Origin of the sequence: Rossellomorea yichunensis (assembly GCF_032337515.1) — a bacterium.
GTDB classification, from domain to species: Bacteria; Bacillota; Bacilli; order Bacillales; family Bacillaceae_B; genus Rossellomorea; species Rossellomorea yichunensis.
Map to the genome: position 1 here is coordinate 13,085 of NZ_JAVYAD010000014.1, position 20,775 is coordinate 33,859.

The 20,775-nt window shown below is 38.6% G+C and carries 21 protein-coding genes and 5 pseudogenes; 12 read left to right on the top strand and 14 right to left on the bottom strand.

The genetic code is table 11. The features are described 5' to 3' along the window. The first annotated feature begins 30 nt into the window (after window positions 1–30). The 4 genes from RSX31_RS22730 to RSX31_RS22745 all read left to right on the top strand — a co-directional run bounded on the left by RSX31_RS22730 (window position 31) and on the right by RSX31_RS22745 (window position 4,598). A complete protein-coding gene (locus RSX31_RS22730) occupies window positions 31–1,437 on the top strand; it encodes a spore germination protein (RefSeq protein ID WP_315636074.1) in 1,407 nt (468 codons plus the stop codon). 31 nt (window positions 1,438–1,468) lie between these two features. Then, a complete protein-coding gene (locus RSX31_RS22735; RefSeq protein WP_315636075.1) occupies window positions 1,469–2,563 on the top strand; it encodes a GerAB/ArcD/ProY family transporter in 1,095 nt (364 codons plus the stop codon). Continuing rightward, entirely contained in the window at window positions 2,560–3,654 is a 1,095-nt protein-coding gene (locus RSX31_RS22740; protein WP_315636076.1) for a Ger(x)C family spore germination protein, read from the top strand. Before RSX31_RS22735 ends, RSX31_RS22740 begins: the two co-directional genes overlap by 4 nt. Window positions 3,655–3,836: 182 nt before the next feature. Continuing rightward, window positions 3,837–4,598, top strand: a complete 762-nt coding sequence (locus tag RSX31_RS22745; RefSeq protein ID WP_315636077.1) for a DUF4046 domain-containing protein — start codon at window positions 3,837–3,839, stop codon at window positions 4,596–4,598. A gap of 728 nt (window positions 4,599–5,326) precedes the next feature. Here RSX31_RS22745 and RSX31_RS23375 read toward each other — a convergent pair. The 4 genes from RSX31_RS23375 to RSX31_RS22760 form a co-directional block, all read right to left on the bottom strand. Then, window positions 5,327–5,431 (bottom strand): hypothetical protein, encoded by a 105-nt coding sequence (locus RSX31_RS23375; RefSeq protein WP_397548121.1) that lies wholly within the window; start codon window positions 5,429–5,431, stop codon window positions 5,327–5,329. A gap of 51 nt (window positions 5,432–5,482) precedes the next feature. Beyond that, window positions 5,483–5,602, bottom strand: coding sequence for an AbrB/MazE/SpoVT family DNA-binding domain-containing protein (locus RSX31_RS22750; RefSeq protein WP_315636078.1), 120 nt, complete (start codon window positions 5,600–5,602; stop codon window positions 5,483–5,485). 129 nt (window positions 5,603–5,731) lie between these two features. Then, complete coding sequence (locus RSX31_RS22755) at window positions 5,732–5,977, bottom strand: type II toxin-antitoxin system RelE family toxin (protein ID WP_315636079.1); 246 nt, start codon at window positions 5,975–5,977, stop codon at window positions 5,732–5,734. Between the two features lie 63 nt (window positions 5,978–6,040). Beyond that, window positions 6,041–6,274 (bottom strand): CotD family spore coat protein, encoded by a 234-nt coding sequence (locus RSX31_RS22760; RefSeq protein WP_315636092.1) that lies wholly within the window; start codon window positions 6,272–6,274, stop codon window positions 6,041–6,043. A 361-nt stretch (window positions 6,275–6,635) separates the two neighbouring features. On the opposite strand from RSX31_RS22760, the pseudogene RSX31_RS22765 reads away from it, so the two are divergent. Continuing rightward, window positions 6,636–6,902, top strand: a pseudogene (locus tag RSX31_RS22765) (DUF4372 domain-containing protein); the annotation flags it as partial. Window positions 6,903–7,081: 179 nt separating this feature from the next. On the opposite strand, the pseudogene RSX31_RS23380 reads toward RSX31_RS22765, so the two are convergent. Beyond that, window positions 7,082–8,154 (bottom strand): annotated as a pseudogene (locus RSX31_RS23380) (IS256 family transposase). A gap of 209 nt (window positions 8,155–8,363) precedes the next feature. On the opposite strand from RSX31_RS23380, the pseudogene RSX31_RS22780 reads away from it, so the two are divergent. Then, a pseudogene (locus RSX31_RS22780) lies at window positions 8,364–9,215 on the top strand (IS4 family transposase); the annotation flags it as partial. Window positions 9,216–9,385: 170 nt separating this feature from the next. Next, complete coding sequence (locus RSX31_RS22785) at window positions 9,386–9,826, top strand: hypothetical protein (RefSeq protein WP_315636080.1); 441 nt, start codon at window positions 9,386–9,388, stop codon at window positions 9,824–9,826. On the opposite strand, the gene RSX31_RS22790 is transcribed toward RSX31_RS22785, so the two are convergent. The 4 genes from RSX31_RS22790 to RSX31_RS22805 form a co-directional block, all read right to left on the bottom strand. Further along, window positions 9,815–10,885 (bottom strand): glycosyltransferase family 2 protein, encoded by a 1,071-nt coding sequence (locus RSX31_RS22790; protein ID WP_315636081.1) that lies wholly within the window; start codon window positions 10,883–10,885, stop codon window positions 9,815–9,817. The two genes, RSX31_RS22785 and RSX31_RS22790, sit on opposite strands and share 12 nt — an antisense overlap. Before the next feature lie 68 nt (window positions 10,886–10,953). After that, window positions 10,954–12,141, bottom strand: a complete 1,188-nt coding sequence (locus tag RSX31_RS22795) for a glycosyltransferase (protein WP_315636082.1) — start codon at window positions 12,139–12,141, stop codon at window positions 10,954–10,956. Between the two features lie 23 nt (window positions 12,142–12,164). Beyond that, entirely contained in the window at window positions 12,165–12,815 is a 651-nt protein-coding gene (locus tag RSX31_RS22800; RefSeq protein ID WP_315636083.1) for a hypothetical protein, read from the bottom strand. Window positions 12,816–12,832: 17 nt separating this feature from the next. Further along, window positions 12,833–13,147, bottom strand: a complete 315-nt coding sequence (locus tag RSX31_RS22805; RefSeq protein WP_315636084.1) for a hypothetical protein — start codon at window positions 13,145–13,147, stop codon at window positions 12,833–12,835. Between the two features lie 183 nt (window positions 13,148–13,330). Here RSX31_RS22805 and RSX31_RS22810 point away from each other — a divergent pair, with 183 nt between their 5' ends. The 3 genes from RSX31_RS22810 (at window position 13,331) to RSX31_RS22820 (ending at window position 16,046) form a co-directional block, all read left to right on the top strand. Beyond that, window positions 13,331–13,684 (top strand): hypothetical protein, encoded by a 354-nt coding sequence (locus tag RSX31_RS22810; RefSeq protein WP_315636093.1) that lies wholly within the window; start codon window positions 13,331–13,333, stop codon window positions 13,682–13,684. Window positions 13,685–13,835: 151 nt separating this feature from the next. Then, entirely contained in the window at window positions 13,836–15,005 is a 1,170-nt protein-coding gene (gene wecB, locus RSX31_RS22815; RefSeq protein WP_315636085.1) for a non-hydrolyzing UDP-N-acetylglucosamine 2-epimerase, read from the top strand. A gap of 21 nt (window positions 15,006–15,026) precedes the next feature. After that, window positions 15,027–16,046 carry a glycosyltransferase gene (locus RSX31_RS22820; RefSeq protein WP_315636086.1) on the top strand — a complete coding sequence of 340 codons (1,020 nt, stop codon included), beginning with the start codon at window positions 15,027–15,029 and terminating at the stop codon, window positions 16,044–16,046. 100 nt (window positions 16,047–16,146) lie between these two features. On the opposite strand, the pseudogene RSX31_RS23400 reads toward RSX31_RS22820, so the two are convergent. The 3 genes and pseudogenes from RSX31_RS23400 to RSX31_RS22830 all read right to left on the bottom strand — a co-directional run. Further along, window positions 16,147–16,398: pseudogene (locus tag RSX31_RS23400) on the bottom strand (group II intron reverse transcriptase/maturase); the annotation flags it as partial. After that, window positions 16,326–16,889 (bottom strand): reverse transcriptase domain-containing protein, encoded by a 564-nt coding sequence (locus RSX31_RS22825; protein WP_449619201.1) that lies wholly within the window; start codon window positions 16,887–16,889, stop codon window positions 16,326–16,328. The pseudogene RSX31_RS23400 and the gene RSX31_RS22825, both read right to left, overlap by 73 nt. A 275-nt stretch (window positions 16,890–17,164) precedes the next feature. Beyond that, a pseudogene (locus tag RSX31_RS22830) lies at window positions 17,165–17,732 on the bottom strand (reverse transcriptase domain-containing protein); the annotation flags it as partial. A gap of 675 nt (window positions 17,733–18,407) precedes the next feature. Between RSX31_RS22830 and RSX31_RS22835 the strand changes: the two are divergent. Beyond that, window positions 18,408–18,734 carry a hypothetical protein gene (locus RSX31_RS22835; RefSeq protein WP_315636087.1) on the top strand — a complete coding sequence of 109 codons (327 nt, stop codon included), beginning with the start codon at window positions 18,408–18,410 and terminating at the stop codon, window positions 18,732–18,734. 202 nt (window positions 18,735–18,936) lie between these two features. Continuing rightward, window positions 18,937–19,278 (top strand): hypothetical protein, encoded by a 342-nt coding sequence (locus RSX31_RS22840; RefSeq protein ID WP_315636088.1) that lies wholly within the window; start codon window positions 18,937–18,939, stop codon window positions 19,276–19,278. Window positions 19,279–19,432: 154 nt separating this feature from the next. Here the strand turns inward: RSX31_RS22840 and RSX31_RS22845 are convergent, their stop codons facing one another. Both RSX31_RS22845 and RSX31_RS22850 read right to left on the bottom strand, forming a co-directional pair. Further along, complete coding sequence (locus RSX31_RS22845) at window positions 19,433–19,870, bottom strand: hypothetical protein (RefSeq protein WP_315636089.1); 438 nt, start codon at window positions 19,868–19,870, stop codon at window positions 19,433–19,435. A 92-nt stretch (window positions 19,871–19,962) separates the two neighbouring features. Further along, window positions 19,963–20,727 (bottom strand): hypothetical protein, encoded by a 765-nt coding sequence (locus RSX31_RS22850; RefSeq protein ID WP_315636090.1) that lies wholly within the window; start codon window positions 20,725–20,727, stop codon window positions 19,963–19,965. Window positions 20,728–20,775 lie beyond the last annotated feature (48 nt).

Consider the following 20,775-nt stretch of genomic DNA (forward strand, 5'->3'; position numbering starts at 1 on the left):
TATCATTAACTTAGAGGTAGGTGAATATTGATGAATTTTATAAAAAAAGTGTCCAAGACCTTGGATGAAAATGTGGAAACAGTGAAGTCTTCCCTTTATGAAACAGAAGACCTGAAAACCAGGGATTTGGATTTCCTGAACACCTCTTGCAAACTTGTTTATATTGATTCGCTTGTTGACAAGAAGCTGATCGAAAGAAATATTATTGAGCCGTTACTAGATTGTAAAACTGAAACAGTCCCTGAATCGGTCATAAAAAATGCCGAATACAGAAGAACAACAGATTTAGAAGTTACAGTGAAACACCTTTTGGAAGGAAGCTGTGCATTGTTTGAAGAGGGTGCAAGTTCAGTACTTTTGCTGCCTGTGCCAGCCGGTGATGAAAGAGCCATCCAAGAACCTGAAAATGAACATATTATCAAAGGAGCCCATGATGGTTTTACTGAGAATATCAATCAAAATATTTTTCTAATCAGACGAAGAATTAAAAACCCCAGTCTCCGAATAAAAAATTATTCGCTGGGGACAAAAACAAATACAAAAATATCCATTCTATATATGGATGAACTTGTAGATCGTGGCCCATTGGAAATATTGATTCAAAGAATAGAAGCAATAGATGTAAAGGAGCTTCAGTCTGCCGGTGAATTGGAGGAATTGATCGAAGACAACAGTTATACTCTATTTCCCCAACTGTTACCAACAGAAAGGCCGGACCGGGCGGCATCATATTTATTAGAAGGAAAATCTCTGGTGATTGTCGATAGAACTCCGCATGTAATGGTTACTCCTATTACATTTTTCAGTTTCTATCAGTCACCTGATGACTATAACAACAGGTGGCTGATCGGTTCTTTTTTTCGACTTATTAGGATATTCAGCTTTTTAATGGCAATCAGTCTACCCGCCATCTATATTGCTATCGTTTCTTTCCATTCAGAAGTTCTGCCACTTGGAATTCTTTATGCGATTAAGCTTCAAGTTGAATATGTCCCACTACCTCCATTGTTTGAAGCCCTTGCTATGCAGATTGTCCTGGAATTGTTAAAAGAGGCGGCTATTCGCCTCCCCTCGCCAATCGCTCAAACTATCGGGATAGTCGGGGGGCTGGTTATCGGTACTGCGGTGGTGGAAGCAGGTTTTATTTCCAACACAATGATTGTCGTTGTTGCCCTGACGGCGATTGCTTCATTTGTTGCGCCTGTCAACCAAATGGGAACAGGTGCCAGGATAATAGCTTTTCCTATTATGCTGGCCGCTAGTTTTTTTGGCTTTTTCGGAATTGTCCTTGCTCTTGTAGTGTTATTGATACACCTTTGCAGGTTGGAATCGTTCGGAAAACCTTACTTGGAACCTGTAGCCCCATTGCACTTCAAGGGATTAAAGGATTCATTTATTAAATCAAAAAAGAGAAATAACACTTTGAAACAATCCTAAGTATCTCAGACAGGAAAGTGTGGAATAATCTATGTCAAAGACAGAATCCCTAACTAACTGGCAACTATTTTTTCTTCTCATCCAATCACAAGTCGGATTTAGTATTCTTGTACTGCCAAACATCTTGCAAAGCACGAGCAAAGGGGACAGTTGGATTTCAGTCCTTTTGGCAGGAGTGGCTATCCAGCTGTTCTTTGTGATACTTTGGCTGTTATTCAGAAAATTCCCGAATTTAACCTACACTGAAATCACCTTATTTTTACTTGGTAAACATTTGGGAAGCCTTGTAAACATCGTTATTTATCTGTACTTTATCGTTTCTGCAGCTCTAATATTGCTGCAGTTTACTTCAGTCATTAAAGAATATTTGTTGATGGTCACTCCTTATTGGGTAATCGGCCTGCTAATGCTCCTTACCTGTACTTATTTAGCGATCAGTGATATTAGAATCATCGCTAGGTTCTTTGGCATTATCTCTCTTCTTTTTCTTTGCTTATTCGGAATCTCTTTTTTCTCCTTCCTGTTGCCATTGGAGATCCATCATATTCTGCCGATTGGCTCCAGTGGCATAAAGGGAATTTTCCTCGGCAGCAAAGATTCCCTGTTGGCTCTCTTAGGATTTGAAGTGATCTTGTTTTTATATCCACTTGCAGAAAAAAAGGGAACCTCTTTCTTAAAAGTGATAACTTGGGCCAATGTTTTTGTAACACTATTGACCGCTTATTTTGTATTTATTTGCATCATGATTTTCAGCGAACCAGTCCTGAAACAAATTAAGTATCCCGTTTTCTATTTTTTGCGGCCTCTGCATTTTCAAATGGTAGAGCGCCTCGACATCCTTTTCATATCGATATGGATTGTTCCACTGGGAGCATCACTCGTCATTTATTTGTACCTGTGCAGCAAGAGCCTGACTTTTTTTAAGGGAAAACCACATAAATTGGTCGTGATAAGCAGCGCATTGGTTTTCAGCCTTTTTACTTTTGCAAAAAAAGATCCCGAATCATTGAAACTGTATGTAAGCTATTTAGAGTACTTTAGTTATACAGTTATCTTCGCACTACCGTGTATTTTCCTGCTTTTTCCTTTTATTACTAAGAAGCCTGAGAAGGAGGAAATCAATTGAGAAAAATTCTAATTCCATTCATTTCTGTATTCCTTTTGACGGGATGCTGGGACCAAAGCCAAATAAAGGATATCCGAATTATAAATGGTGTCAGTTTTGACACGGCTGAAGAGACTGATAAAATTCTTGGGACAGTCAGAGCAATTAATATACGTGGCTCTGGGGGAGGAAAGTTCGAAATTAAGGATGAATTTTATACTTCTGAGAAGGAAACAGTTGCCCAGATTGAGATGGATCTACAAAATAAGGTATCCGGTAATATGGAAGTGGAAAAATCATTTATCATTATTGTTGGAGATGAATTGGCCAAAACGAAAGGCATCTCTTCCTTATTGGAGCCGATTTATCGTTCTGTTAAGGGAAATATATCATCGCAAATGGTCATAAGCGAAGGAAAAGGCGATGAAATCCTTTCATTGAAGGAGAAAGAAAGTCCGATTGCTTTTGAAATTAATAACTTACTTTTAGGTGGAACAACAGATACTACTATTCCTAAAGAAACAATCTTTACCGTTTGGAATGATATATCTGACAAAACGACGGATGCTTTTCTTCCCTACATAAAAAAAGACAAAGAGAACAAACTCAAGATGGCGGGAACAGCTTTATTCAACGGGGATAAATTCACAGGTTATACTCTCACAGACATCCAAACTACACTGCTGCTACTATTAAGAAACGAGTTGGAATCACGGGCAAAATTAACTATCGAAGCAGAGGAATTGAGCCAACCTTTTACCCTCGACATTCAAAATGTCAAAACAAAAATGGACGTCACGAAAGAAAACGGGAAAGTGACCTGCATAATTAAATCTGATTTAGATGCAAAGATATTAAGTTATTATGAAAATAATACTTCTACGGATATCAACAAGCTGAAGCAATTAGCTTCCAAAGAACTCACCAAAAAGGTGGAGGAACTCACCGACCTTTTAATCCAAGCCGAAAGTGACGCTTTAGGGATTGCAAAAGAAATCTCTACAAAATATTATGATACCTGGAATCCTGAAACCTGGAAGCAGGAATATCAACAAGTGGAAATCAAACCAAACGTAAACGTTGAAATCATCGGTACCCATAATATTCAGTAGAACCATTGATTACATCTTAAGTGGAATCAGCGACTGGCTCTATCATGAATCCTACAAATGAAAAGAACCGATTCTTAAACCATGGGTCGGTTCCTATTTTCATCATTTGAATAAGTTGCGCTTGTCACAGTTGCTAATTCTAGCTCTAATAGAAATAATTGCCCGAAGAGGAGGAATATCTTATGACCGAAAAAGAAAAAGTAATCCAAATTTATCAGGAGATAATAGATGGAAGAAGAGCACGATTTCCTAATCACTTCTTTGTGGGAGAACAGGGAAAGAAATACTTAGCCTTCTTAACATGTTACCTTATTGAAGAGCACTTAGGAATTCCTATCGAGGAAATTCCTCGACTAGTCAAAGCGGAAACCCTTTGGAATCACCGTTTACGACCTGCTGCTCATGTTCAAGGATGGAAGAATTTTATAGAGGTAATTGAAAATGCTTATCCTGGAAAGTTTAAACCTTGGGAATTCAACCAAGTTCCTTATAAGTATTGGCGAGGGGAAAACGGAAGAAAAAGGGCGATTGAAGTCGTTCGATATATGATTGAAGAAAAATGTAAGATGACTCATCATGAAATCCCTTTGCGAATCAACCACCGTTTTTTTAAAGAACATGGACTTATTGGTATTTTTAATTCGTTTGGTGATTCGCCTTATCGAGTTATTAATGCTGTGTATCCCGGTCATTATCAACCGTGGGAATTTAATAACGTTCCCATGAATTATTGGAAGAATCCCGAGAGCATCAAACAGACGTTAGATTGGTTTCTTTTTCAAAAGCTCGGCTTTTCCTCTTATGAAGAGGCGCTTATGAAACTCGAAAAAAATGATTTCTTCCAACATCGACTGACTGGATTATTGCAAAGGGCCTTCGACCTGCGAATGTTTAAGGTGAAACAATGGATAAGAGAACAAAACATTCATGACTACAAATGCTAGTTCAAGAATGTACATTTTTTAAAATCTCATTTTATTACAACTTTACTTGGAGTGGCAGGTATTCAGCTCACAGGCCTACAGGGAGCACCTAAATCCAGAACGGAAAGCTAGGTCGCAAGGTACTTAGAAAACAAGGAACGTTGCTACAAGGGTTGTTTCCCGAGATGATTGCTATAAGGCGTAGAACCAGCAACTGAACGACCAAGCACACTTTCGGAAAAAATAGTAAAAGTGATGTCAAGTTAATTTCAAAAGTTTATCGCTACTTTTTCAAAAAGTAGTCTTTTTTATTTTATCGTCGTAACAATATTCATTTCAAATGTTTTTGGGACAAATTATCGTAGGAAATATCTTCTTATTGCGAGTCATAACATCTTGGCTGGAACTACCCCTATATGAAATGACCATAAAACCCAAAAAAAGAAGAGAACCCCTTGGTATGAGAGGGATTCGCTTTTTGTTGGTGATTATTATAGTTTATCGTTTATTCAGGATTTTATATTATCAATGTTTTCGGATTCTAAAGAGCCTGGCACTGCATAAAAAAGTAAGGTTTTATGCAATAGCACATACCTTTTAAAACATTTTACATAATGTATTAATCAATGCTTTATATTTTATGAGAGCTGTTTCAAAAGATCACATATATTTAGTCAATTAAAAGCATAATATAAATAGGGGTGTAAAACACAACAAGAATCTACTCACATAGATACACCCTTTCTTTCTTATTTGCTTAAATAGTGTTCTAATTCTTTCATGATTAAATCAGCCCTGTCACGACTTAAAGTGATTTTTCCGTTGACCAAAGTTTTTATGTGAGATGTCTCCAGTTATAATGCATGTGTTTCGGATTCATATTTCTTTAAAATAACTGATTCTCATTAACGTAAATTTATTTCTATCGGATCTCCAGCTTCTATGTTAAAAACTCTACGCAATTCCATTGGAATGACAATTCTACCGAGTTCATCAACCTTTCTAACTAAACCAATCTTTTTCATTTAAACTAGTACTGGGGTCTGTTTAGCAATGGAACCAAATCACGCAATAAGCATTAGCGGACATTATCCATACATTTTTAAAAGGAAGACTTTTCGAACAGGTCTTCCTTTTAAAAATGTATGTAGTCTTTATTTATAGATATCTCCACGTTTTCCAATTGCTTGTATGTATATTATTTTCTCATCATGATCTATTTCAAATAAAATCCGAAATGTTCCGATCCTCAATCGATATAAATCAGTGTATTCCTTCATAATTTTAATATCTCCTTCAGGAGGAATTTCAAGGAGACCCTTCAGTCCGTCAGCAATTCGCTTTTGTATCCCTTTCTCTTGCTTTGGAATAAAATGGCCCCAGTTCAATACCGGGACCACAGATACTGATTTGTATTCCTTAATTGTTAATATTGTAAAATAATAAAAAGCAGCACTTTGACTTTAGCAACAATCACATCTATTTCTTCTATGATTGCAACAACATGAATTTCTTATATCACTACCACAGTCGTATTCCTCAACATAGTTTTCATACTCTTCAGATTCTGTGACAGGATAGTAATTCTCAACTCTCGTAATATTTCTATTGACATTTCTAATATGAGTTGGGTGAATACGTCTAACTGTACGATAATTATTTCTTGTGTTTACAATCGTTTCAGTGGGGCTAACGATTGTCTCTTCACAATCCCCGTTGCCATTATCGTTACAACAATCATTACAACATCTTCCAGAGCTTTCATCATAATCAGTATCGTTCCAGGTACTGTTCCTTCTACGATTACGTCCCATATAATCTCCCTTTCTTAATTTGTTATATTATAACTTATGCAAATAAACAATGGCTGTCTTAGACCAATAACCAATTTATTAGATTTAAAATACTCAAAATCTTCACTAATTTAATTTTGTGCAAAGAAAAAGTCCTTTATAATGGATAAAGTCAGGTGGTAACCCGTCCAAATCCACTAAAAAGAACCAATCTCATAGACAAGATATTACACGAAAAACTTCCTTTGGGTAATGGTTTTCACCGATAAATCTTCAATTATTTGAAGAAAACGTGAAATCGATGAAATTAGATCATTATACGAAAAAACTTACAACTGATTCATTTTTAAAGTTACTGCTTTTTGCACAGCTGCACGAAACAGAAAGTCTACACGCGCTGAGCGATTGTCTTTTCAATGACCAACTTCAAAACGGCACGAACCTAGATTCAATCAGTGTTTCACAGCTGTCACGACGACTCAATCAGATGAATCCAGACATTTTTCAACAGTATTTCAGTCAAGTCCTTAATATTGTGTAAAATTCCTTACTCATGTTTTCAACTATTAATCGGCTAAGGCTTATCGAATACACCATTTTTTTAACGAAACTTCCATGGTTTTATTACTTCATAGCCAGGGCAGGCTGTCAAAGGCTCTTCACTTTGACAGCCTGCTCTGGCTATGGAATCATCCAAAATGGAAGTTTCCTTTAAAAAAACTTTGGGCTATCTACATTGATTTTCTTTTTGAATAAACGGTTTAACGTTTGTTGATAATGGAGTAATACTGCTCCTACCAAACGAAAGGCTGACTGCGTATTAGGGAAGATTCGTATGACTCTTTCTCTTCTCCGAACTTCTTGGTTTAACCTTTCCAAACTGTTCGTACTACGAATATGAGGACGAATGCCTTCTGGGTGCTCCATATATTGAATGGTATCTTCGAAGCCTTCATCTAGGATTTCCAGGGCTTTTTCATATTTAGAGTTGTCACCAAACTGGCTCATTAGTTCTTCTTTAAATCTCCTCATGTCCTCTATTTTCACATCTTCAAGACCCTCTTAATCATTGTTCTAATTTCGACGGAATCCTTTTTAGGAAGTTTTTCGATGATATTCCGTTTAAAGTGAACATTACCTTTGCCAACTCGTGCCGATAAACTCGCGTAAAATGGCTTTTTGTAGACCTTTATGAGCGTCTGAAATCACAAGCTTCGGGGATTGAAGCCCCCGGGACTTGAGCTGTTGAAAAAACCTACACCAGCTATCAAAGCTTTCCGCATGATCGACCATCAATCCTAGAATCTCACGATTATTTTTTTCTGTAAGGGCTGTCGCAATGTATACAGCTTTCGAAACCACTCGGCGGTGTTCACGGACCTTTATATACATGGCATCGACAAAACAAAAGGATAGTAGGAACCATTTAAAGGCCTCTTTGCCCAGTCATGGATAATCGGATCTAGTTTTTGGGTTAGGGAAGAAACAAATGATTTTGACACCGTTTCTCCACAAAGCTGTTCGACAATATGAGTAACCTTGCGAGTAGAAACACCATTAATCACCATCTCGACCATAGAAATGACAAAGGCTTGATCACAACGTGCGTATTTTTCAAATACTGAAGGTGAAAAATCACCATTTCAAGTTCTTGGAACCTTTAGTTTCAGTTTCCCTATACTCATAGTAAACTCACGTTCGTAGTAGCCATTCCGATAATCTAAACGATCAATAGATCGTTCGTATGAGGCTGCTTGTAAGTAGTCGTCTCTCTCCCTTTCCATGTATACATTCAATACAAGAACTATGGGGATCGGACCACTGTTTCAATATTAGAGTTCATTACTGCTTCTTTTAAAGAATCCAAATCTAGGTTAAACTGTAATTGAGTCATCTTTATTCCTCTTCTCATTGTTCATCGTCGTTGAAAACAGTGTTGACAAGAAGGAATAAAATGGCTCTTTCTTTTTACACAATTATATGGACTTAATCGCTATTTCTAGATTTAGTCGTTCAAATTTTGAAGAAAACGACCTATCCAAAGATGACAATACCCTTAAAGATCATTGATTCAAGTACTTTTCCACTCAATTTAACGAATCACAGATGGGCCGAATTCCGTAAAACCAAAGCTGGTGTGAAACTACATTTACGCCTTGTGTTCATGGAAAAAGGAGTATCGTATCCTGAAAAAGCTGTACTTACCAATGCGAAAGAACATGATCGTGGTCAGCTCGAAGTTATGGTAGACGATAAAGAATGCATGTACGTTTTTGACCGTGGCTATTTAGATTACGAACGTTTTGATCGCATGACAGATGAGGGTTACTTTTTCCTTTCAAGACTGCGTAGAAACACGGTTATTCGCGAAGTAGAAGAGTTCAAACTACCTGATGATTCCGATGTACGATCGGATCAAATGGTGTTGATTGGCACAACGCAAAATCGTGCTGAAAATTACTTCCGTTTACTAAAAGTCGCCGATTCGAAAGGAACAGAACTACAACTCATCACCAACCGTTTCGACTTGAGTGCTGAAGAAATCTCAGAGTTGTACAGATCACGTTGGGCCATCGAACTATTTTTCAAATGGATCAAACAACACTTGAACATTAAAAAGTTCGATGGTCAGAGTGAATGGGCGATACATAATAAAGTGTTCATTGCACTTATTGTGTATTGTTTGCATGTTCTCGCGCAACTTAAAGCGAAAAGTAAGCGTAAAACCCTTCAAATTACCCGTTTATTAAAAGCTGCACTTTGGAAACCGGCACATATCTGGATTCGAAAAATAGAAGGAAAAGTTGTACCTAACAAAAAAACTGGCGTTGTCGTTAAAGTATAATTGTAAATAAAAACCAAATATATGGAGCCACTTTTATTAGAGTGTTTCCTCTTTTGGCTCTGAACCATGAAAGAGAATAGATTTAATTTTCAGTTATTATTTATGCAACATTAGTGATCAAAGTGATATTTATGCTTTTCGTGACAACGACAGTGGTCTTTATGCTTTTCATGGCAACGACAGTGGTCTTTATGCTTTTCATGGCAACGACAATGGTCTTTATGCTTTTCATGGCAACGACAATGGTCTTTATGCTTTTCATGGCAACGACAATGGTCTTTATGTCTATCTTGGCAACAACAGTGGTCTTTATGCTTTTCGTGACAACGACAGTGGTCTTTATGTCTATCTTGGCAACAACAGTGGTCTATATGCTTATCTTGGTAACGACAGTTGTCTTTATGTCTATTTCTACAAAATCTACAGTTGTCTCTATGACTTTCGATACAAAATCTACAGCACATATAAGCCACCTCCTTTCAAGGAAACTATTGTATTTTATGCTAAAAAAAATACAATGGAACGGTAAAAAGTGGAGTCATACTTGTAAAATGGGTATAAAAAAACACCCACTGACCAGCGGATGGAAGAGTACAACTTTATTTATTTAGTATATTATCCAAATATTTTCGATTAGCAATAATACTTGGATCATTAGGACGATATTGACCTGCTAGTTCATTATGTTCACTTGCTCTTTCATGTTGCCCTATGCGATCATAACAGACGCATAACTGAAGATGAGGAAGCCATGTAGAACAGTTGTTATTTTGAATTGCCATAGACCCATGATCTTTACATTGAATCGCTTGCTCATACCAATAGATGGCTGCTTGAAACTGATTTTGCTCAAAGAAATAATATCCTAATCGACAACAAGTTTCTGAACGAGGAGCATCGTATCGTAAAGATTGGAGGACCCATTCTAACTCTTTTTCTTTTATCTTTAAATGACTATAACAATCAGCCAATTGATAACAAGCACGGATGTTATCTTCCACCCATCCTTTTTTGGTATCTAAAAAGCGGATATAAGTCTGGATCGCTTTTTCATACTGACCATGATCAACCAGCTCATTGGCATAATAATAGTAATCTCTAGCTGTAAATTCTTTTCCTGCTGCAATCATCCCTTCGTATATGGTGATATTCCGATTGGCATCATGACTGATCGGTTGATGAGTAATTGCTACATCACTATCGATCAGCTTCCCATATACAGCTAAATATTCATGAACAGCTCCAATCCATTGAAAATTCCGATCCCTTTTTACCAAGCGATATCTCCTAGAACTAGAACTCACACTTCCCGATTCATCAAACCCTAAGTGATAACTCATAGAGACAGCATCGATACTGGAATCAATTTCCTTCTTTAGCTTTCGAAATTTCTCTTGATCTTCTGGTTTTAATACATCATCGGCATCTAACCATAAGATATACTCCCTCGTCGCTTGCTGAAAGGCAAAGTTTCTGGCCGCTGCAAAATCATCAATCCATGCAAAATCAAAAACTCGATCTGTATATTGTCCCACGATCTCTTTTGTTCGATCTGTGGATCCTGTATCAACAATATTGATCTCATCTACGATTCCTTGAACTGATTCTAAGCATCGACCAATCACTTCTTCTTCATCTTTTACAATCAAACACAAACTGATAGTAATCATCACTTCACCTCCACTTTATATACTTATGATCATAGAACGTAGAGAGTGAAGTACTTCTTATATAAGCCCTATCTATCGGATGAATTTGGCATAATGAGCTTCAAGCATTCTAGATCTTTCACTTCGCTGATTAAATCAGGATGTTTTGTAAGCAGATCTTGTAATGATTCAATCGCTGAATCATTAGTTGGAGATAATTGTAGAGATTGAACATAATAATGAACAGCTTGCTGAAGCTTCCCCATTTTCTCCATACAAAGTCCTTTATAATAGATCGCTTGAAAACTTCCTAACCCTTTTAAAATTAAATGGTGTGGCTGGTCTTCTCCTACATCCAAACAGCGCTCAAATGTTTCTAATGCTTCGGTATACTCCTCTTTTATAAATAAGAAGACCCCACGATAAAAATGGAGATCAACATAATCCGGATAAAGTTCGATTGCTTTATCAATAGCCGGCAAACCACCATCAATACTTCCTACATTCAGCAAGATGGAATATTTCAGCTTATACAACAAAGAAGGAGGTTTTTTTCCACTAAAGATGAAATTTAGGATCGCATTGTTTACAAATTCAAATGATTTTTCATACTCTTTTACCCGATAATACTCACTCGCCATATGATAATAAACCCAAGGATCCGGATTCTTACTCTCATCTAATTCTTTCTGCAACATACTAAGATTCCGTTCAAATTTCTTCTTATTCTCCGTGACCTCTTCCATATACCCATAGTGATATACCTTCACAGGAAGCCTCTGAAGCCGTTTCGTCTCTTCTGGTGAAACCAATACCTCGTCTATATTGAGTACTTCATGAATCTTATTTTTAAATCGAAATCCTTTCTGATTGCGAAAAAGACGATGTTGGGCAATAAGAAACGCTTTATCCGGATCAGGTGGAAAATCACCATAATAATTAATCAAAGAAATGGTATACAGATCAACATCCTCTTGCTTCAGAGCATAACGTAACCGATATCGATCTTGTTGATCCACTTCTTCATCTGCATCTAACCAGAGAATCCAATCCCCAGTAGCACGTTCTAAGCCATAGTTACGTGCATCGCTAAAATCGCCCTTCCACCCATATTCATAGACATGAGCACCATAAGAGCGACAAATCTCCTTTGTCCGATCGGTCGACCCTGTATCAACAATTATCATTTCATCTACTTCATCCCGAACACTCTCTAAGCAGCTTCCGATTCTTTCCTCTTCATCTTTTACGATCATACATAATGATAAGCGTTGCAATGATATAAATCCCCCTCTTCCATTTAATCCTCTTCTTGAGATGATAATGAAATAAAGCGCTTACTGCTTCCTATCTTTAAATGAATCCCTTTCTGTGTTTTCTCAGGTGACTCAAATGGAACATCTGATGATTTTTGATCTGGATTAAATTTAATATCAGGCGACAACCATCGTTTCGAACGATCAACTGTCGACGCGTTCAAGTGTTGATTTAGTTTACTTGGAATAACATCTTGTGAAAGCATTGGAGAATCCTTCTCATCAAGTAGATCTTCGTCCAATTCCTCCATATCAATCAAACCGTTTTCTTCCATCATCTTCTTTTTTTTCTCAAAATAGTGAAGAAATTGATCTAAACTATCACGAGATAAAAGATCCTTGGGAAGTTCCATCATTTGATCAACCAATGTCTTCATCTCCTGATAGGTATCTAATGAACGATCATCAGAATCACTCATCCACTCGTAACCCCAGTAATCCAGACATATGCTTGATTTACGTAATAAAAAATCCTGTAAATGTATCAGAAAGGTATAAGGATTCATCTCTCTAGGAAACCCATCACTTCGAAGACTCCTTGCTTGAGTAAACATAAAAAGTGATTTCATAAAATTGCAAATCGCTTGCTCTAGCTCTACAATTGCTTTTTGATTTAGCTGCTGTATACGTTTCATATAATCCTCATTGTATTTCACTCTTTATCGATAACCTCCACAAAAGGATATAACTGCATCACATTATCTAGCTTTCTTAATAACAACCACTCTTTCATTACAACAACATCCATTAACTTGTGTTCTTCAGCATTAAATCTAAAAATCTCACTATTGGTAGGACAAGTGGGAAAATCAAGATTACAGCCCACGAAAGCTTGTATCTTCTCTGCTTCTGCATTAATCAGGTGAGAAAGAGCTATCTCTTCTAATGCAATAGATTCTAGAAGATCAATAACTACTTCCTTAAAATCAGGTCTATGTTCCCCAGGAGGAATAGTAGGCATACTCATATGACGATTTCTCCTTTCAGCTCACTCACTCCACTATATGTACACGCCACTCTAAATATGTACATCCTATTCTAAATATGTACTATTCTTCATTTGATTTTGTTTTCATAAAACACATGAAAGAAACATAAGAAATAATTAGTCAATAAATGCTAGACGAATCCTATGAAAGAGGTGGCCCTTATCTCACAAGCATCTATCCCTAATATTACACCGATTATTAACTTAACCATTGGACAAACGGTTCCACTTTTGTTATCCTCCATTGCACTAGAAGAACTTGCTCTAGCTCATCTCATCAATGCAGAAGCAGAGAAAATCCAATTTGTACTCGGTACCCTAGAGGGTACACAACACTTATGCTCAGACCATATTTCCCTGAAAGATCTTTTAAAGGTCAACCACAGTGTACAACGAACACTGCAAGGTGCGATTAAGAAAGAAATGTTATTACAATTCAAGCTAGAAAATATTCTAGATACTCTCGTTACAAAGCAACACTGTCATGATTGTGATTGTGATTGTGATTGTGACTAATTATTTTCATCATTTTTAAAATATTCTTTGCATGAATCCCATTTGCTATCTTTTCTATTTGGGATCCATGCATTTTTTATTCTAGATCCCTTTCTTTTACATAAGATTCAATAACGTAAATACATCTATAACTGATATGGAGGGGATCTTATTGAACACTTTGCGCACCCTTGTTGTCTTCGGTACTCGACCTGAAGCAATCAAAATGGCTCCACTTATCCGTGCATTAGAACAACATGAATCGATTGAAGTACATGTATGTATCACTTCTCAACATCGTGAAATGCTTCAGCAAGTATTAAATGCTTTTCATATTCATCCCGATTATGACTTAGATATTATGACGGAGAATCAATCGTTAACCACTCTCACTACTCGAATCTTAGAAAATATGAACGATATTTTCGAACAGGTTCAACCCCATCTGGTGCTTGTTCATGGGGATACCACAACCACATTTGCTGTGAGTCTAGCTGCATCTTATCGTAAAATTCCTATTGGACATGTGGAAGCAGGACTACGAACGAAAAATAAATATACTCCCTTTCCGGAAGAAATTAATCGACGTCTGGTAGGAGTACTAGCTGATCTGCATTTCGCCCCCACAAAGGAGGCAGCACAACTACTAAAGGAAGAGGGAAAATCTGAGGAATCAATCTTTATCACAGGGAATACAGCGATTGATGCATTGCAGACAACGTTTCAAACTGATTTTGATCATCCGATTTTACAATCGATATCAGATCAAAAATTGCTCTTAATCACTGCTCACCGCAGAGAAAACTGGGGAGATCCTCTGATTCGAATCTTCCGTGCGATTCGTCAGCTCGTGGATAAAAATCCAGATACAGTAGCTGTATTTCCAGTTCATTTAAATCCTAATGTACAAAAAGCAGCTAGACGAGTGCTCAACAACCACCCACGGATTCACTTAATTGAGCCTTTAGACGTCATCCAGTTTCATAACTTCTCTGCTCGTGCTCATCTCATCTTAACGGATTCAGGAGGCATACAAGAAGAAGCAGCCACTTTCCAGACTCCTGTTCTTGTTTTGCGACAAACAACCGAACGCTCAGAAGCCATCCAAACTGGGATCGCAAAACTGGTTGGTTCCAATGAAAAAAAGATTGTGAAGGAAGGAACTCGCCTTCTTCAATCGGAAGAATATCACCAATCCATGATCAGAACAACCAATCCTTTTGGTGATGGTCACGCTTCAGAGCGAATCGTACAAGCAATTTTATATCATTTTCGCCTAACAACGATCCCTCCAGAGTCATTCCAATGGAACCATTCACTTCAACCAACATCAAACTTGTGAAAGAAAAAGGAGTGAAACCATTTGAAAATTATCTATCCGCCTACCATTCATTGGGAAGGAGAAGAGGTCTTTCAACGTCCGCAACAATTAATGAAAGCGTTTGTCAAGGAAGGGGTTCGAGCTGTTTTTCTAGAGCGTGGGCGTCATATAGGGAACCCCAGTGATCAGGAAGGCGTAGAAATTCACGATGAATTGTTCTCCTTACCAAAGGATGATGCTCTGACTGTGCTCTGGGTTACCCATGCTCCTCATTTTCGGCTTAAAGAAGCATATCATGCAGATATGGTGGTTTTTGATTATATTGATGAATGTATCGATGAATTTGGGATCTGGAACAATGCAGATCTGCAATTAGCTATGCAAAACGCAGATATCATCACAGTTGTCAGTCGCCGACTTTTAAAAATCGTCAGCGAACAACATCCCGATAAACCCGTGATTCTTCTGCCCAATGCAGCTGATGTAGAACATTTTCATTCAGCAAAAAACTCACCTATTCCTGAGGATCTTGCATCCATTCCTCAACCCATCATCGGATTTATGGGTTCAATCTCCACTTGGCTCGATGTGGAAATAATCCGAGAAATGGCACAGGAACGTCCGGATTGGTCTTTCGTGTGGATTGGACCTGATTATATTCGTATGGCTGATCATGTCCATGATCTTCCTCAGATTCATTTTCTCGGCAGAAAAAAATATCAAGATCTTCCTGCCTATGTAGGTCAATTTTCGGTAGGTATCGTGCCTTTTCAAATAAAGAAAATGACTCATAGTAGTTCGCCGATAAAAATGTATGAATATTTAGCAGCTGGTGTCCCTGTCCTCTCTACTCCCATCACTGAAGCACTTTATTGTCCTCCAGTCCACACAGGGGCCACCGCTGCTGAGTGGATTAAGGAAATCGAGCAGATACTATCACATCCGCTTCCAGCGAAGGCATATCAAATCTATGCCGTTGAACAATCTTGGCAAAAAAGGGCCGCACTTGCTATAAAACAGATCCAAAAGCATAGAGATGAAGGCTTCCCCACTTTAGAATGATTGGAAAAAGGTGGGGAACACCCAAATCGAGTAGGAGGGGGTGATTAACCCCCGACCTCTCACACCACCGTACGTACCGTTCCGTATACGGCGGTTCAAATTAAGTATGACGTAGAGTTTCGTATCGTTCTGATAGACTTTTGAGATTCTCTTTTCGCCAAAAAGCGTTATTGAGGGCACGGTGAAGGATTGGGCTACTGGTTATTCGCCAGTAACCTTTTCTGCTATTTCCCCATTCATAGGCTTTGTGTTTATCAATTCCTACCCCCATAAGTTTCCTTATTCTTGTTTTAGGAAGTTTCCACTGTTTCCAGTAACACAATCTAAGCCTTCTTCGAACCCACTTTTCCAAGTAATCATCATCCATTTATCAAATGTGTAATGTAGAAATAAATTGGCAAGAACAGGACTTATGACTCCACCTTGCGGTGTACCAGAAGTTCGTTCTATTACAGCTCCCTCTTTTGTTTGAAAAGGTGCCTTTAACCATCTATTAATATATAATTTTACCCATTTGTTATTTGTGTGCTTTTCTACTGCTTTCATTAGTAATCCATGGTCAATGTTATCGAATAATCCTTTAATATCAAATTCTAGAACCCAGTTGTATTTCCAACACCTTTTTCGGGTTATCTCTAATGCTTGAATGGCACTTTTGTTAGGTCTATAACCATAAGAGTCCTCGTGAAAGAAAGGTTCTACCGATGGTTCAAAATATAGTTTTACAACCATTTGTGCAATTCTATCTGTAACAGTCGGAATCCCTAATGCCCTAGTACCACCAGCTTTCTTCGGTATCTCTACAGCTTTAACTGCTGGAGGAAAGTAACTTCCTGAGGACATTCTGTTCCATATTTTATAGAGATTATCTTTTTCACTTCGAATTCTTCTATTGACTCATCATCAATTCCAGCTGCCCTTTCCTTGCTTTAACTCTTAGAAAAGCTTCATAAACTGCCTTTTCCCTAACGCTCAATACCATAGCTTTTGACTAAAGCACCTTAGGGTGGTTTGAAATCTTCACCTGTATGACGATTTCGAGGGGCCAACCCTCATCTCTTGTGCAGCATGCTACACTATGCAACTCTTGGAGTTGCTTTTGTGTACCTTCGTGGCACACAATCATCCGCATATCTCACGAATTTGTGTCCTCTACTTTCTAACTCTTTATCTAATACATCTAGAATAATAGAGGAGTAGAATTTTGTCGTCAATACGCTTGGATAAGAGCCCCATGAGCTTGTCATGGTTCACTTTATCGAAGAATTTCTCTAAGTCTATGTCGACTACCCACCTATAACCATCTTCGATGTACCCTTTCGCTTTCCGTACAGCGTCGTGCCCTCGTCTTTGCGGACGGAACCCATAGCTATTTTCAGAAAATGTTGGGTCATAGATTGGAGTTAGGGATTGAGTAATCGCTTGTTGGATGAAACGGTCTATCACGGTTGGGATTCCTAATAATCTAACTCCGCCGTTTGGTTTCGGGATTTTGACACGATGAACGGGTTGAGGTTTATAGGTTCCCTGTTGGAGAGAGGTTCTCAATCCGTCCCAGTGTTCGACAATGTACGAACGCAGGTTTTGGATCGACATCTTGTCTATACCGGGACTGCCTCCATTACGTTCCACTCGTTTAAGAGCGTTTAGTAGGTTTTCTCGTGATAGAATTCGTTCCATTAACATTAAAATATTTCCTCTCTACGTGAATAAGATGTTCTATTTGTGCCATAAGTAGCTCCACCCTCTTGAAGTCCCCCGTGTATTCACGACTTCCTCCTCCAAGTAAGTCTCCCAAGAGATTATCTGCTTCTATACTACTTATGAACGCCTAGGTCTCATTCTTCTTAACTTGTTCAGCCCTTCCCTTTCATTCTCGATTTTGAAAGGTACTATGACCTCTGCTGACTTCTGACTGTTCAGTTATTCCTTACAGAATAGGTTACCGAGTGGGCTCGGCTTTCCAGTCAGATCTCCCCAGGTAAGGGTGCAATCTTTCTCTCCATCTATCTGCTTCATTTACTCTGTATCACCTTCGGCAGATAGGACTTTGTTTTGTTTTGCAAACTCACCCAATGATACCTAGCCTTATATGAAGTTCGTGTTCCTCAGACCGGAGATTTGCCGCTCGCTTCCTTCAGATTCTGCGTCACCACAGACACCCTTGCGTTAAGCTACTGCTACTTCTGCCTTCACAGTTCGGGACTTCCACCCTATAGATTGCACCCATGCGGGGCGCAAAAAAAAAAAAAAAAAAAATTGTACCTGCAATATTTCTTTGAAAACGCCATACGTTATAAAGTCAGTGAAAATGGAATACGTCTCTGATAAAACCAATTATTTTAGGAGGTAATGTTACTTATGAGTTTCCCGAATATACCTAATATTACAGCTCAAATTGACATTGATCGTGATGATGTCATTAATCTCTTGTTAGCTTCCGTTGCTTTTGAAGAGTTGGGGTTAGCGCATCTGATCAATGCAGAAGCTGAAAAAGTTCAATTCGTCTTAGGCACTTTACCAGGAGTTACCGTTCCTACTCCAACCATTAGTGATCTGATCAACATCAATGAAGCGGTTCGCAACACCATTGTAAGTGTTATTAAAGAAGAAATGCTCTTACAATTCAAACTAGAAAACATTCTAAAAATCCCATCCGTAACAATCCCACCAATAACAAACGGTTAAATTAGAAAAGATAGTATGGAGGAGAGACACCACTCCCTCCATACTATCTTTCTACAACGTTTATCATCTGTTCCGTCGAATAGTACATATCACGATTTTAGGAGATCATACTGTTATGAGTTTCTAAAATATCACAGACGCTATTGACATTGATCGTAACGATGTTAATAATTTCTTATTAGCTTCCATTGCTTTTGAAGAATTGGGGTTAGCTCATCTGATCAATGCAGAAGCGGAAAAAATCCAATTCGTCTTAGGCACTCTAAAAGGAGTTACCGTTCCTACTCCAACTATTAGTGATCTGATCAACATCAATGAAGCGGTTCGCAAAACCATTGTAAGTGTTATTAAAGAAGAAATGCTCTTACAATTCAAACTAGAAAACATTCTAAAAATCCCAACCGTAACTCCAAGACCACCAGCAGCAGGTCAGCCGCCAACCTGCCATAAGAAGAAAAGAATGGAGGAAAGAGACAATCCTTCATTCTTTTTTCTCTTTGCACTATCAATATATGAATCGATTCATGGATTAGTTATGGTTTGATTTCCTATTTTTCTAATCTTCATTCATCCCAAGAAACTTAGGGATTCTTTCTACAGACAAAAATAGACCTCCATACAGAAGGTCTGGTAATTGAGTATTTCATCTATCATTTTGATTGGATTGCTAAACGAATTCCATTACGTCAATCCTAAAATCAGGAAAGTTTAATAAGTTTGATCGACGTCGGGGGGAAAATTTTAATATCGCTGCTGACGCTCTCGGGGTCGGTAATGTTCACTATTCGAAACGTACCCCCATTTGTACAAAAAATATTCCCTCCTGTGATCCGGGGAACCGCAACTAATGGCGTTGCGGTTCCGCTTAGTGAAACGTCAGTAAGCGTTACACCATCCACCTGCACGCCAATGAACATCTGCACTTCATCTTGCCCGAATGCGTCTCGCGGGAAAGCAGATATAAGTACCTCCACGCTATAGCACCCTGGGGCAAGCACAAAATCTGCCGTTCCCGATGTATGCATAATCGCCGTTCCTTCGAGTACAACATTGTCGAACAAAACCGGATCTTCAAATGTCAAGATTTGTTCCACAAGATCCGCAGGATGAACAAAATATCCAAAATCGGTTATCATTGTTTTTCCAACTCCTTTTCAAATGATACAGCTGAATATTCATCGCATTGAAGGAAGCCTTTAGTGCAATGAACTAGACATAGCTATATTGGTCAATCGAAGATTTTAAAAACATTGAAATTCACATTTTTTACGTCAGCACCTGCACTTGCGCTATACCTCACCTGAAGAATCGAATTTGGCTGAGAAACTCTAAATACCGCAGATCCTGCTTTATCTGATCCACCTGCTGTTAAATACTGACCAGCACCGGTTGAGGGAATGAAAATACCGTTAAGGTAAATAGCAAATCCAATAGCATGTGCGCCGCTAGTATCATAAAGAGCAGCTTCATTATTAAAAGCCGCATAATAAACCCCAGGTTGTATTTGAATGTCGGTTGCATTGATTCTGACAATTTGATCGCCCTCACCATCATCACCGTTATATCTAACTGGTTGATTATCCACTCCATTCTGACGGTCATTATTAAAAGCTCTTAACCAGTTAGGAGTTGCTGCTCCTCCAGCAGGTCCTGTTGCTCCTGTTGCTCCTGTTGCTCCGGTTGCTCCTGCTGGTCCCGTAGCCCCTGTTGCTCCGGTTGCTCCTGCTGGTCCCGTGGCCCCTGTTGCTCCGGTTGCTCCTGCTGGTCCCGTGGCCCCTGTTGCTCCTGTTGCTCCATCTGCCCCCGTTGGACCTGTTGCTCCTGTGGCACCAGTCGCTCCCGCAGCTCCATCTGCCCCCGTTGGACCTGTTGCTCCTGTGGCACCAGTCGCTCCCGCAGGCCCAGTTGCTCCGGTTGGTCCAGTTGGCCCACCCGCTGGTCCGGTCGCTCCGGTTGGACCAGTGGGACCGGGGCAATTAATAATAAAACCCATACAAATCTCTTCCTTTCTATACATAAATTAGATACTTGAATCAGGTTT

Coding starts and splice junctions, on each gene's coding strand:
- RSX31_RS22835 (WP_315636087.1), top strand. CDS start 18,408: ATGAGTTTCCCGAATATACCTAATATTACAGCTCAAATTGACATTGAT.
- RSX31_RS22800 (WP_315636083.1), bottom strand. CDS start 12,815: ATGAAACGTATACAGCAGCTAAATCAAAAAGCAATTGTAGAGCTAGAG.
- RSX31_RS22805 (WP_315636084.1), bottom strand. CDS start 13,147: ATGAGTATGCCTACTATTCCTCCTGGGGAACATAGACCTGATTTTAAG.
- RSX31_RS22785 (WP_315636080.1), top strand. CDS start 9,386: ATGGCAACGACAGTGGTCTTTATGCTTTTCATGGCAACGACAATGGTC.
- RSX31_RS22745 (WP_315636077.1), top strand. CDS start 3,837: ATGACCGAAAAAGAAAAAGTAATCCAAATTTATCAGGAGATAATAGAT.
- RSX31_RS22750 (WP_315636078.1), bottom strand. CDS start 5,602: ATGAAAAAGATTGGTTTAGTTAGAAAGGTTGATGAACTCGGTAGAATT.
- RSX31_RS22735 (WP_315636075.1), top strand. CDS start 1,469: ATGTCAAAGACAGAATCCCTAACTAACTGGCAACTATTTTTTCTTCTC.
- RSX31_RS22845 (WP_315636089.1), bottom strand. CDS start 19,870: ATGATAACCGATTTTGGATATTTTGTTCATCCTGCGGATCTTGTGGAA.
- RSX31_RS22850 (WP_315636090.1), bottom strand. CDS start 20,727: ATGGGTTTTATTATTAATTGCCCCGGTCCCACTGGTCCAACCGGAGCG.
- RSX31_RS22790 (WP_315636081.1), bottom strand. CDS start 10,885: ATGATTACTATCAGTTTGTGTTTGATTGTAAAAGATGAAGAAGAAGTG.
- RSX31_RS22825 (WP_449619201.1), bottom strand. CDS start 16,889: ATGTCCTCAGGAAGTTACTTTCCTCCAGCAGTTAAAGCTGTAGAGATA.
- RSX31_RS22730 (WP_315636074.1), top strand. CDS start 31: ATGAATTTTATAAAAAAAGTGTCCAAGACCTTGGATGAAAATGTGGAA.